Raw genomic sequence first — 13,251 nt, 5'->3', positions numbered from 1 at the left:
TTATTGGTATTCAAATATTTTAGCTTTGTCCAAAGCAAATGAATCTCCTTGGTAAAGTCCAAATTCGATAATTGCATCTAACAAAGTTTCTTTGGTAAATCCTTTATCAATCCAAAAATTATATTGGAAGAAAACGGAATTATCTTCAGAAAGATATTTCGCTTTGATCATATTTAAATCATTGATTTTGCCGAGTAAGCTTTCAATTTCGGAAACTTTTGCCTCTTTTTTAAGTAAAATTTTTACATTGAAAAGGAGCGATTTTTTGTCTTCGCTTATATCGATAAAAATGGAACTATTTTGATTGTCCGTAATTTTGATGTAGTTATCATGTATTTCATCAATTACAAAATTTTGCGTTTTAAGATAAGACGCAATGTCTTTTATGTTAAAATCTGCAGGTTTAACTAGTGTTTGTGCGGTGAAGAAATTTGCAATAAAGCAAATCATCAACAAAGTGAAAATTCTTGCTTTCATATTTTAGGTTTTATTGTTTTTATAATTTCATCTACAATTTCCTCGGTCGCTTTTGGTTTTGCAAAGAATTCCAAATTTTCCGACATTTCTTTTCTTAACCCTTCATTTTCACAAATTTGCAGTACGGTAGGCCAAAAGTTTTCTGCCATTTCGCTGTCTTTTACGATACGGGCTGCATTTTTTTCAACCAGTGTTATCGCATTTTTGGTTTGATGATCCTCTGCGGCAAAAGGAAAAGGAACCAATACAATTGGTTTTTTCGTCATAGCCAATTCGGAAATAGCAATGGCTCCGGCACGGGAAACAATGACATCTGCGGCAGAATACGCCAAAGCCATATCGGAAATAAATTCCTTCAATGAGATTTGAGATTTGAGATTTGAGATTCGCGAATTTTCACTTAATTCTTTATAATCTAATTTTCCGGTTTGCCAGATGAGTTGGTAATCTTTTTCGGTTATTTGTTTCACATTTTCTTTCCAGCCATTATTTAATGTTCTGGAACCTAAAGAACCGCCAACAGAAAGAATGGTTAATTTATTTCGATCTAAACCTAATTGTTCTTTGGCTAGTTCTTTATCAATTAAATCAGTGATAATGGTCTTTCTAACTGGATTTCCCAAGAAAAAAGTTTTGGTTTTCGGAAAGAAGTGATCCATGTTCGGATAAGCGGTAAATACGGCTTTTGCTTTTTTTGCCAAATAGGTATTTGTTTTTCCGGGTAAAGAATTCTGTTCCTGAACAAAAATAGGAACGCCTAAGTTGGCTGCCATAAATAAGGCTGGGCCACTTGCAAATCCGCCAGTTCCAATAGCGAAGTCCGGCTGAAATTCTTTTATGGTTTTTCTGGCTTTTGTAAGACTTGACAGTAATTTAAAAGGCAATTTGAAATTCTTTAATACATTGCCTCTATCGAAACCTGCGATATTCAAACCTACAATTTGGAAGCCTGCTTGTGGAACTTTTTCCATTTCCATTTTTCCATTGGCACCAATGAACAAAAATTCTGCCTGCGGGAATCTCTTCTGAATTTCCTGCGCAATGGCAATTGCCGGGAAAATATGTCCTCCGGTTCCGCCTCCGCTCATTAGAATTTTTAATCTTTTGCTCATTATAGTCATTTCTTTCCACGAGATAAGTCTCATGGCTATTAAAATTTAATCCCTTTGGGTTTTCAATTATCGCTCATTCCTCATCGCTCATTATTGGTGTTTACGCGATATCATTTATTTCTTCAATACTCTGTTTTTTGCCCATTCCTTCTTCATCATAAACCTGGATTCTGGAACTTACATTCAGTATAATTCCTAACTGAATATAGGTGACCAGCATGGAGGTTCCACCATAACTTATTAAAGGCAAGGGCTGTCCTGTGACCGGAATCAAATTAATGGCGACCGCAATATTAACCGATAGTTGTACAAAAATCATAGTCCCGAGACTCAGCACCAATAAACTCCCAAAAAAGGCGGGCATTTTACTGGCAATCATTACGATTCTGATAATCATGATGAGATAGAGCGCAATTAAAACGGTTGCGCCAATAAAACCATATTCCTCCACGATGATGGCGAAAATAAAATCCGAGGCAGACTGTGGAAGCATTTGCTTTAAAGCGCTTTTTCCCGGACCCATTCCCGCAATCCCACCATGAACAATGGCTGCTTTGGCTTGCATCACCTGATAATTTTTTGCTTTATCGGCTTCATCTTCAATCTGGGTTTCTTTTTTGGTGAAGGTTTCTATACGGCTCATCCAAGTATGTACCCTGTTATTTTCAATGAAGTTCGTCTTTAAAGCTAAAAACATAAATATGCCGATAACTACGGAGGAAAGCGCCACGAATCCAACAATGTATTTTTTATTTAATTGCCCGATTACCATTACAATTAAAGATACCATTAATATCATTAAGGCGGTAGAACCATTGTCTTTTGCCACTAAGCCAAAAACCAGTAAAACGGGTCCGAAAATGTAAAATATATTTTCAATCGGAAGACGCTCTCTTTTAATTTTTTTGGTCAAATACCGGCAGAGGTAAATAATTAACATTAAATAAGCAAAAGAAGAGGGCTGAAAAGAAATTGGTGTACCTGGTATTTTCAACCATCGTGAAGCCGAAGCACCGTCGATGGTTTGTCCCGAAACCATTGTTAATCCTAGTAATGCAATCGTAAAAATTAGGAGGTAGCTGCTGAGTTTTCCGATGTGTTCGTACTTAAAAACACCTACGCCACGCATAATTGCCAAACCAAGCACCACGAAAAAGGTGTGCTTGATGAGGTGCGACGTGGTGGTTCCGCTATTCACAATATATTCTAAATTAGAACTTGCAGAATACACAGGAAACACTGAGAAGAACGAAATCAATAAGATTACGCTCCACAGTACTTTGTCGCCTTTTAACAATTCAAATTTGTGGTCTCTTTCCTGCATTTTTCCTCACCTTAATCCTCTTCCATCGAGAGGGAATTATTGATTTTTTTTAAAACTTCTTTTTTAAATTGATTTCCACGATCTTCATAATTATCGAATAAATCAAAACTTGCGCAACAGGGTGAAAGTAAAACAGTATCACTCTTTTCTGCTAATGATTTGGAAACTTTTACAGCTTCTTCCATACTTGAAGTGCTGTAAATGGCTTCTTTTTTGTCTTTAAAGAAATCGATGATTTTCTGATTATCGATCCCCAAACAAACAATTGCTTTTACTTTTCTTTTAACAAGGTTTTCAATCTCTGTATAATCATTTCCTTTGTCAACTCCGCCTACAATCCAGATCGTAGGTTGATTCATACTTTCTAAGGCGAAGTAGGTTGCATTTACATTGGTCGCTTTACTATCATTAATAAAGGTGACTCCATCTATTTGGGCAACCTGCTCTAATCGATGTTCAACGGCCTGAAAGGTCATTAATGAATTTCTTATGCTTTCGTTACTGATATTCAGCAACTTACCTGCAATAGAGGCGGCCAAACTGTTGGCGATATTGTGATTTCCGATTAAAGAAAGTTCGGCGATTTTCATTGAAAATTCCTCTGCAATCTTTACCGTGATGGTATCATTATGAATAAAGCCTCCTTCCCCTAATTTTTCTTTGGTCGAAAACGGAATTTTCTTTGCTCTGATTGCCAGTTTTTCCAGAAGATTCATGCTCATTTCATCATCTTTGTTGTAGATGAAGAAATTATCATTCTCTTGGTTTTCAGTAATTCTGAATTTTGCCAGAGCGTATTCTTCATAATTATAGTTGTATTGGTCGAGGTGGTCCTGACTCAAATTCAATAATAAAGAGATAAACGGTCTGAAGTTTTGAATATCATCCAACTGAAAAGAACTAACTTCTAAAACGTAATAATCGAAATTCGCATCGGCAACTTGTTTAGCAAAGCTTTTACCGATGTTTCCCGCTAAACCAACTTTCAACTTATCATTTTTCAAAATATGATAAATAAGTGAAGTGGTGGTTGTTTTACCATTGCTTCCTGTAATTGCAATAATTTTCGCTTGGGTAAATTCTGCTGCAAATTCAATTTCTGAAGACAAGCGAATTCCCTTTTGATTAATTTTAAAAATAATCTCAGCTTTTTTAGGAATCCCGGGGGATTTTATAATCCAGTCTGCCTCTAAAATTCGCGCCTCATCGTGTTGTTCTTCTTCAAACTCAATTCCAGCGTTGACTAATTGCTTTTTATACTCATCTTTGATTGCACCTTTATCCGAAAGAAAAACATTTAAGCCTTTCTTCTTTGCTAAATATGCTGCACCAACGCCGCTTTCTCCGCCACCTAAAACAACTATTTTCATATTTATTTTTGTAAAATGTATACAGTAAAATGTACTTTGACTTATTTACATTATTAAATTTATTTTTTTAAAATATTTGATATACGCTATTTTTCTTACCTAATCTTCAATGTTATTAAACAAATAATCGCAAACAAAACCCCGATGATAACCATGCGGTTAACAATTTTGCTTTCGTGATATCCTTCTTTCTGATAATGATGGTGAAGAGGAGACATTTTGAATAACCTGTTGTTTTGAGCGTATGCTAAGCCATATTTTCTTTTTCTATATTTAAAGACTCCAACCTGTAGCATGACCGACAGGTTTTCTATTAAGAAAATGCCACACAATACAGGAATCAACAACTCTTTTCGGAGAATGATGGCCAAAACGGCAATGACTCCGCCCAACATTAAACTTCCGGTATCGCCCATGAATACCTGAGCTGGGTAGGTATTGTACCAGAAAAATCCAATGACTGCACCGACTAAAGCGAGTGCGAAAATGGTGGTTTCGCCCATATTTGGCAGGAACATAATATTGAGATAATCCGCAAAAATGATGTTCCCCGACAGATAAGCGAAAAATGATAAAGTTAATAATATAACAACGCTCGTACCCGCGGCAAGACCATCAATTCCATCGGTGATATTTGCTCCATTAGAAACTGCGGTCACAATGAAAATAACAATGGGAATAAATACAATCCAAGCCCATTCCTGTGCATCTTCAGGACTCATCCAAAATAAAATTTTACTATAATCGAACTCGTTGTTTTTTACAAAAGGGACGGTAGAAACTGTTGATTTCTCCGTTTTCATAAAGTTGGCTTCTACGTTATTTCGGTTGATTTCTTTGGCATCGGCATATTTTCTTTTTACCGTGATATCCGGATGAAAGTACATGGTTACCCCAACGATTAAGCCCAAACCAACCTGGCCAATCACTTTAAATTTACCACTTAAGCCGTCTTTATTTTTTTTAATTTTCTTTAAATAATCATCAATAAAGCCAATTGCGCCCATCCAAACGACTGAAATAATCAACAGGATGATATAAATATTGAAAATCTTGGTGAACAGTAAAACCGGAATTAAAGTGGCCAAAATAATAATCAGACCGCCCATGGTTGGGGTGCCTTCTTTTTGTTTTTGCCCATCTAATCCTAAATCACGCACCAATTCCCCCATCTGCTTATTTCGCAGATAATTGATGATTTTTTTACCAAAAACCAAAGCAATTAAAAGCGACAATAAAACGGCCATTCCTGCACGGAAAGAGATGAATTTAAACATCCCCATTCCCGGAACGTGAATACCGTGGCTGGTTAAATATTCGAATAGGTAATATAACATACTATTTTATTTTAGCTTCAATCATTGTTTATTTAGACATCAATCGGGTGAGTTCTATAATCGTTTCTTTGTCATCAAAATGGTTTTTCATGCCATTAATTTCCTGATAGGTTTCGTGGCCTTTTCCTGCTACGACAACGATGTCTTTTGGCTCTGCAAACTTAATAGCCATTTTTATCGCTTCTCTACGATCTGGAATAGACGTATATTTGCTAAAGTTCTGGGGTTCAACACCGGCTTCAATTTCTTTAATAATATCTGAAGGGTTTTCGGTTCTCGGATTGTCGGAAGTTATAATGGCCAATGTAGATTTACGGGTCGCAATTTTCCCCATTTCAGGACGTTTCGCTACATCTCGATCACCACCACAACCAAATATGGTGATTAATCGTTCGTTTTTGGTGCGGATTTCGTTGATCGAATCCAACACATTTTCCAGTGCATCTGGTGTATGAGCATAATCAACAACGAAGAAAATTCCGCCTGGTGACTTTAAGGTTTCAAATCGACCATTCACTCTTTTTAATTGTGAAATCGCGGGTAAAATATCATCTTCATGAAAACCGCTTTCTATGGCAATTGCATAAGCAAGAAGTAAATTAGAGGCATTGAACTTTCCGGTTAAAGTTGTCCAAAATTCTTTTCCATTGAAGTTCAATAACATTCCATTAAAATCAATTTCTGTGATTTTTCCATGAAAATCTGCCATTGTTTTCAAAGCGTAGGATTTTTTCTTCGCTTTGGTGTTTTGCAAGAGTACATTGCCGTTTTTATCATCAATATTGGTGATAGCAATTGCCTCGGAGGTTAATTCATCGAAAAATCTTTTTTTGGTTTTAAGGTATTGGTCGAAGGTTTTATGATAATCTAAATGATCGTGAGTAATATTGGTAAATCCAGCGATTTTAAACTGTAAACCTGTCGTTCTATGCTGATGAATACCGTGCGAAGAAACCTCCATAAATGCGTACTCGCATCCTTTCGCAACTGCTTTTGCCAAGATTTGATTTACGCGAATGATATCCGGCGTGGTATGGGTGGACGGAATAACCTCGTCACCGATACGGTATTCTACGGTAGAAATGAGCGCCGATTTAAAACCTAAGATTTTGAAAATATCGAACAGTAAAGTCGTAACTGAGGTTTTCCCATTGGTTCCGGTAATCCCGATGAGGTTTAATCTTGAAGAAGGATTTCCATAGAAATTAGAAGCAAGATGACCTAGGGTTTTTGCTGCATCTTGTACTTTTATATACGTTATTTCTGTTTTTATTTCGGTTGGTATATGCTCACAAACAATAGCAATTGCTCCTTTTTCACTGGAAGAATTAATGAAGTCATGTCCGTCTGAAATTGTTCCTTTAATCGCCACGTACAATGAATGCTCCACAGCTTTTCGGCTATCGAAAATGAGTTCTGAAATTTCTCGGTCTTTATTTCCGATAATTTCCAGGACTGGGATTCTATGTAATACTTCTTCTAAATTCATTTTATAAATATGATAGGATTTTTCCGATCCTCTTTAATTCATCTCTTGAGACTTTCCCTTTTATTTTAATTTTGCAATTGCAGATAAATTCTTTGGTCTTTGTTAATGATGGTTCCTTCTAATGGAAACTGTTCTTTTATTTTTCCTACTCCTTTGTAATCAACCCGATAACCTTGGTTTTCTAGTTGTGGGATAATGTTTTTACCAATAAGTCCCATGACATTCGGCATTGTTTTGTTTTTTACGGCCACTTTTACATTTGGCAGTGTCATTTTGCTGAGGTCTACTTTGCGTTCGACCAACATTTCTTTCTCAATATTCTGTGGTGTTTTTAAAAATGTCTTTCCTGCAATCTCTTTAAATACTGGTGCTGCAACGGTAGAGCCATAAAATCCTTTTGAATTGTCTGGTTCGCTAATCATGATATAACAAGTGTATTTCGGATTGTCAGCAGGGTAGAATCCGGCAAACGAGCTGCGGTATTTCATCGGACCCGGAAGCCAATATTCAAACCTCGCAGTTCCGGTTTTACCTGCCATTTGAAGATTCGGTGTGAAAATACTTTTTGCTGTCCCCTTTTCTACTGCTTTGGTTAGGGCACTGGTCATCATTTCAATCGCTTTTGTTGAGGCCATTTTATTAACCATTACTTTTGGCTTCGCTTCATAAAGCACTCTGCCATCTTTAAGTATTTTTTCAATAAAAAGTGGTTCTACCATTTTCCCTTTGTTGGCAATGCCATTGTAAAATGTAGTTAACTGTAAAAGGTTAATATTGGTTGCGTATCCATATGATATAGATGCGAGGGTTGCTGCATTCCAGCTTTTGCTGTTTGGTGTTAAGATTCGTGGCTTTGTAACTCCGGGAATTTCAATCTCCATTTTATCGAATAATTTCCAACGTCGCATATGGTCCAAAAAAACCTGTGGCTTATGGGCATAATACTGCGTTATTAATTTAGCAGTGCCGACGTTGCTGGATTTGGCCAACACATCAGCGATTTCATAAGTTCCACCACCATGACCATCAGAAATTCTTTGCTTGGCATAAGTCCACACCCCATTTCCCACATTTACAGTGGTGTTTTCATCAATAAATCCATCATCCATTGCAGCCAATAATGATATTGTTTTGAAGGTAGATCCCGGTTCAATATTATCTTTCAGTGCATAGTTGTAAGCATCAACATAAATTTCTGGCTCGGTTCTTCGTAGGTTAACCATGGCTTTTACCTTTCCGGTTGCAACTTCCATGACCAAAACGCTACCGTGTTCTGCATCGAATTTTATGAGTTGTTTTTCTAAAGCAGAATGTGCAATATCTTGAATCCGTAAGTCGATTGTGGTATAAACATCTTGTCCATCGATGGGTTCATTTACTTTCCAGTAATCAATTGGTTTCCATTGGTTAGAATTTACCCTTTGTTCCAGACGCGTTCCATCTGTTCCGGTTAAATATTTCGAAAAGGCACCTTCCAGACCAGATTTTCCAATTTGATTATCCATCCCAATGGTTCCTGCACCGATTTGCGTAGTGGCCAGTTCTCTTTTGTAATTTCTGTCTACGATAAATCCACCTCGGTTTTTTCCTTTTTTAAAGATGGGGAATTTGCGAAGTCGATCATAATCATCAAAATCCAGACCTTTCACCAAGGAGTAATATTGGTTTTTAGCTTTTTTCTGTTGATCAAATCGGTCTCTGAAATAACTTCTCGGCTTACCGAACATCTTTGATAATGAGTCTGTTAAAGCGCCAATGTTATTGGTGTAAACAGTGTCTTTAACAATTTTGAAATCAAGATAAATATCATAGCGCATGACAGTGGTTGCTAAAATCGATCCATCGGATGCGAAAAGATTTCCCCGTGCTGCTTGTAGTGTAGCTTCTCTATAATTTTTATTGATATAATCATCTTTGATTTCTTGAACATTGGTATTTTGTAAAAAGAGAATTCTACCGAGAAAAACCACAAACAAAACGAAGGCAAACCCTGTAAAAAGGTAGCCCCATCTCAATGTGTTTGAGCGTTTTTTTTCAAATTCATTTTGTACCGCCATCTAAACTGTCTAGTTTTATCAATATTTTATGTGGATGATTTTCTAATGATAGCAAAGAATCCTGCACCATTTCTTTCCCTAATTCTGACTCTAATTTAACTTTAATGAGTCTGCTTTGTGCAAACGCATTTCTCGATTTATATTCTTCTGTTTGCTCTTTCAAATCATTAACCTTTTCGATTTTTGTGCTCACCAAATGGTTGCTATAAATCATAATCATCAATAAAAAAAACACCAGTAAAAAATACCGATAATGAATGGTCACTTCATCGCGGTTCAAAAAATTCCCTTTTATAATATCAATAAAAGTGAGTTTTTTTTGTGGACGATTTGCAGGTCTTTTTGCCATATCTTTTAATGAGCAATCAGTAATGGTTAAATATATTGCTGATTGCTTATATTTTAATTCCTGTTCTTAATTTTGCACTTCTCGCTCGCGAGTTTTCTTCTATTTCTTGGCGATTCGGAATCACTGCTTTTGTTTGTAAAAGATCAAACGTCTTGGCGTAATTTCCATAAATATCTCTGGCAGGTTCGCCTTCAAACATTCCATTTTTCAAAAATCGTTTAACCAATCGATCCTCTAGTGAGTGGTAAGAAATTGCAACCAATCTCCCTTCCGGTTTTAAAATTCGATGGGCTTGCAAAAGCATTTCTTTCAAAGCTTCTAATTCTTGATTGACTTCAATTCTTATGGCTTGAAAAATCTGTGCATAAACTTTGTTTTGCTTGAATTGCGGAATATAGCTGAAGAGTTTTTTTAAATCTTCCGTCGTTTCAATGGGTTTTAGTTTTCGGTGGTGTGCGATTTCACGTGCTAATTTTCGGGATTCGCGGATTTCACCATATTGAAATAAAATATCTGCGAGATGATCCTCTTCGTATTCGTTAATAATTTTTTTAGCATCTAAAAGCTGCATCACATTCATTCGCATGTCTAAAGGAGCATTGCTTCTAGTTGAAAAGCCACGATCTGCTTCATCAAACTGATGAGAAGAAACACCGAAATCTGCTAATACACCATCAACTCGAGAAACACCATACATTAATAAAGCATTTTCTAAAAATCTAAAATTCTGATTGATAAGGGTAAATCTTGCATCGTCAATGGTATTGTTTAATGCATCTAAATCTTGATCAAAAGCGTACAACTTCCCCTTTTCAGAAAGCCGGCTTAGAATTTCACGAGAATGGCCACCACCTCCGAAGGTACAATCCACGTAGATCCCGTCAGGATTTGTGACTAAATCATCGACGCTTTTTTTTAGCAAAACAGGATTGTGATACATTTTTTCTAATTAGTGTTTTAATAATTTTCAACTGGTTTATGGTTTCTCTTCATCGAAACTAATCTCGCCCATCACTTCTTCGGCCAATTTTGCAAAATCATCTTCGGAAGTACTGATCACCCGTTCATACGCTTCTTTATCCCAAATTTCAAAAAGTTCACCAGCGCTTGTAATTACAATTTCTTTTTTAAGGTTTGCAAAATGGGTAAGGTCTTTGGAAATTTGTAACCTACCAGCATTATCAGCCTCCACGATTTTTACACCCGCGGTAAACATTCTTATGAAATCAGCATTTTTTTTGATGAAACGGTTGAGTTTATTGAGTTTATTCATCAGTTGTTCCCAACCTTGCATTGGGTAAACCTCCAGACAGGGTTGAAATACAGCACGTTTGACCACAAAGGACCCATCGCCAAAATTCTCCATCTGTTTAACTAGAGATGAAGGGAGTTTGAGGCGACCCTTGTCGTCTATTCTGCATTCATATGTCCCGATGAAATTCTTCATTTGGGACAAATTTATATAAAAATTTCCAAAAGCTCCCACTTTTTCCCACTTTTTGACTTAATGTTAATAAGTTTTGATTTTTATATTAACATCTTGATTAAAAACCAGTTAAAAAATGATTTGGTTTTTTAAGAAACGAAGTTGTGAGTTCTGCTGAAAATATTTAAATTTAATTGATAAATAAGGTTAAATAAATTTAATTTGGCGTTTAATTTGTATTTTTGCACACGCTGATAGCGAAAATTTATGATATTCAAAACAAAAAAAGATAAGAAGTTTGCTTTTATAGAAGCAGGAGAAGGAGATCCGGTGATTTTATTACACGGGCTAATGGGTGGTTTAAGCAATTTCGACAATACGGTTGAATATTTTGCAACCAGAGGATACCAGGTTTTCGTCCCAGTTCTTCCGATCTATGATTTGCCTGTACTCAACACCAATCTTACAACAATTGCGAAGCATGTTTCTAAATTTATTGAAGAAAAAGTAGGTAAACCCGCCACTATTGTTGGGAATTCAATGGGAGGACATGTTGGTTTAATTCTGACTTTAGCAAGACCAGACTTGGTTGAAAACCTAGTCCTTACAGGTAGTTCCGGTTTATATGAAAGATCTTTTGGAGACAGTTTCCCGAGAAAAAGCGATAAAGAATATATCCGCAAAAAAACAGAAGAAGTGTTTTTTGATCCGAAAGTGGCAACCTCCGAATTGGTTGAAGAAGTTTTTTCTGTTGTTAATGACAGAATGAAAGGAATAAAAACAGTAATGCTCGCAAGAAGCGCAATTAAACATAATATGTTGAATGATTTGCCGAAAATCACCATTCCTGTATGTTTAATTTGGGGAAAACAAGACAATGTAACCCCACCAGAAGTGGCAGTTGATATGCATAAATCATTACCCAATTCCGATTTATTTTGGATTGAAGAATGTGGCCATGCTGCTATGATGGAAAAGCCTAATGAATTTAATGAAATATTATATTCCTGGTTGCAAAAAACAAAAAAGTAGTTCAATGGAAGTTTATTCTTCCATTTTTTATTTAATTACATTTTAAACAATATTAATTATGGTTATCAAAACAGCAGAATTTGTAAAAAGCAGTGATCGATGGCAAGACTGCCCGGAAGGTGAGCTACCCGAATACGCTTTTATCGGAAGATCAAACGTAGGTAAATCTTCGTTGATTAATGCGATGATGAACTATAAGGATTTAGCCAAGACTTCCAGAACGCCTGGAAAAACGCAATTAATTAACCATTTTATTATTAATGAAAAATGGTACCTGACCGATTTACCAGGGTACGGTTATGCGCGGGTTTCTAAAACGATGAGAAAAGATTTTGAAAAATTAATCACCAATTATATTTTAAACAGAAAAAACCTGGTGAATCTTTTCATTTTAGTCGATTCCCGACATACGCCACAAATTATCGATGTTGAATTTATCGAATGGTGTGGAGAAAATGGAATCCCATTTTCAATTATTTTCACCAAATCAGATAAGTTGAAACCCAATGTGATCGCTAAAAATGTGGAACATTACAAAACAGAATTACTAAAAACGTGGGAAGACTTGCCGGAAACCTATATTACCTCCGCAGAGAAAAAAACAGGTGGCGATGCCATTCTTGATTTCATTTCAAAAACCAACGAGTTCTTGTTGAACAACCATGTTAAGTTTTAAAATGTAATTTATTTGGTTTTCAAACATGAAGAATCTCACTTGGAAAATTAAAACCTTCGAGGAACTTTCAACCCGAGAATTGCATCAAATCTTAAAAGTAAGAATTGAGGTTTTCGTTGTAGAACAAAACTGTCCCTATCCTGAAATTGATGGTTATGATCCCCAAGCAATCCATCTTTGGGCAGAGACTGAGGGTGAGGTCGCGGCCTACTGCAGAATTTTCGGACCTGGGCTAAAATATGATGAAAGCTCAATCGGTCGTGTTTTAACCAACCCCAATTTTCGAAAAATGACCTTAGGTAAAACCTTAATGAATTTGGCAATCCATAGTGTTGAAGCCAGATTTAGAAAAAGTTCCATCCGAATCTCTGCCCAAGATTATCTTCTCCAGTTTTATTCCGCTATGGGATTTTTACCCACAGGAAAAAATTATTTGGAAGATAATATTCCCCATTCGGAAATGCTGAAACCTTAGAAAAAGCTATTCTATCCCCTGCATTCTACGAAAAAAGGATTTAATTATAGATGTTACATCTTCATCTTTTTGGTTGATACAGTAAAAAAGTGTCAATTTATTTTGGTTTTTATTAGTTTAATCCCTT

At 36.1% G+C, this 13,251-nt stretch carries 13 protein-coding genes; 3 read left to right on the top strand and 10 right to left on the bottom strand.

The genetic code is table 11. The features are described 5' to 3' along the window. The 10 genes from QWY78_RS14190 to mraZ form a co-directional block, all read right to left on the bottom strand. On the bottom strand, positions 1-477 hold the full coding sequence (locus tag QWY78_RS14190; RefSeq protein ID WP_290221013.1) for a YbjN domain-containing protein: 477 nt from the start codon (positions 475-477) through the stop codon (positions 1-3). After that, positions 474-1,589 (bottom strand): undecaprenyldiphospho-muramoylpentapeptide beta-N-acetylglucosaminyltransferase, encoded by a 1,116-nt coding sequence (gene murG / locus QWY78_RS14185; RefSeq protein WP_290221363.1) that lies wholly within the window; start codon positions 1,587-1,589, stop codon positions 474-476. Before murG ends, QWY78_RS14190 begins: the two co-directional genes overlap by 4 nt. Positions 1,590-1,689: 100 nt before the next feature. Then, complete coding sequence (locus QWY78_RS14180; RefSeq protein WP_290221010.1) at positions 1,690-2,913, bottom strand: FtsW/RodA/SpoVE family cell cycle protein; 1,224 nt, start codon at positions 2,911-2,913, stop codon at positions 1,690-1,692. Between the two features lie 11 nt (positions 2,914-2,924). After that, positions 2,925-4,283: a UDP-N-acetylmuramoyl-L-alanine--D-glutamate ligase gene (gene murD / locus QWY78_RS14175; RefSeq protein ID WP_290221006.1), complete on the bottom strand. Its 1,359-nt coding sequence runs from the start codon at positions 4,281-4,283 to the stop codon at positions 2,925-2,927. Positions 4,284-4,378: 95 nt separating this feature from the next. Continuing rightward, positions 4,379-5,620 (bottom strand): phospho-N-acetylmuramoyl-pentapeptide-transferase, encoded by a 1,242-nt coding sequence (mraY, locus tag QWY78_RS14170; protein WP_290221002.1) that lies wholly within the window; start codon positions 5,618-5,620, stop codon positions 4,379-4,381. Between the two features lie 28 nt (positions 5,621-5,648). Beyond that, positions 5,649-7,109, bottom strand: a complete 1,461-nt coding sequence (locus QWY78_RS14165; RefSeq protein ID WP_290220999.1) for a UDP-N-acetylmuramoyl-L-alanyl-D-glutamate--2,6-diaminopimelate ligase — start codon at positions 7,107-7,109, stop codon at positions 5,649-5,651. A gap of 65 nt (positions 7,110-7,174) precedes the next feature. Next, positions 7,175-9,166, bottom strand: coding sequence for a penicillin-binding transpeptidase domain-containing protein (locus tag QWY78_RS14160; protein WP_290220997.1), 1,992 nt, complete (start codon positions 9,164-9,166; stop codon positions 7,175-7,177). Further along, entirely contained in the window at positions 9,150-9,515 is a 366-nt protein-coding gene (locus tag QWY78_RS14155; protein WP_290220994.1) for an FtsL-like putative cell division protein, read from the bottom strand. The genes QWY78_RS14160 and QWY78_RS14155 overlap by 17 nt, the downstream gene beginning before the upstream one ends. 46 nt (positions 9,516-9,561) lie before the next feature. Further along, the gene (gene rsmH, locus QWY78_RS14150) at positions 9,562-10,455 is read right to left on the bottom strand and encodes a 16S rRNA (cytosine(1402)-N(4))-methyltransferase RsmH (RefSeq protein ID WP_290220991.1); all 894 of its coding nucleotides are present in this window, start codon (positions 10,453-10,455) and stop codon (positions 9,562-9,564) included. Between the two features lie 36 nt (positions 10,456-10,491). Then, entirely contained in the window at positions 10,492-10,962 is a 471-nt protein-coding gene (mraZ, locus tag QWY78_RS14145) for a division/cell wall cluster transcriptional repressor MraZ (RefSeq protein WP_290220987.1), read from the bottom strand. A 246-nt stretch (positions 10,963-11,208) separates the two neighbouring features. Between mraZ and QWY78_RS14140 the strand changes: the two genes are divergently transcribed. Genes QWY78_RS14140 through QWY78_RS14130 form a run of 3 tightly spaced genes read left to right on the top strand, consistent with a single transcriptional unit; the run spans position 11,209 to position 13,124 of the window. Then, positions 11,209-11,973 carry an alpha/beta fold hydrolase gene (locus tag QWY78_RS14140; RefSeq protein ID WP_290220984.1) on the top strand — a complete coding sequence of 255 codons (765 nt, stop codon included), beginning with the start codon at positions 11,209-11,211 and terminating at the stop codon, positions 11,971-11,973. A gap of 58 nt (positions 11,974-12,031) precedes the next feature. Then, positions 12,032-12,649, top strand: a complete 618-nt coding sequence (gene yihA / locus QWY78_RS14135; RefSeq protein ID WP_290220980.1) for a ribosome biogenesis GTP-binding protein YihA/YsxC — start codon at positions 12,032-12,034, stop codon at positions 12,647-12,649. Positions 12,650-12,674: 25 nt separating this feature from the next. Beyond that, complete coding sequence (locus tag QWY78_RS14130) at positions 12,675-13,124, top strand: GNAT family N-acetyltransferase (RefSeq protein WP_290220977.1); 450 nt, start codon at positions 12,675-12,677, stop codon at positions 13,122-13,124. Positions 13,125-13,251 lie beyond the last annotated feature (127 nt).

Source organism: Kaistella yonginensis (assembly GCF_030409525.1).
In the GTDB taxonomy this organism is placed as follows: domain Bacteria; phylum Bacteroidota; class Bacteroidia; order Flavobacteriales; family Weeksellaceae; genus Kaistella; species Kaistella yonginensis.
This window is presented reverse-complemented; position numbering and strand designations above follow the sequence as displayed.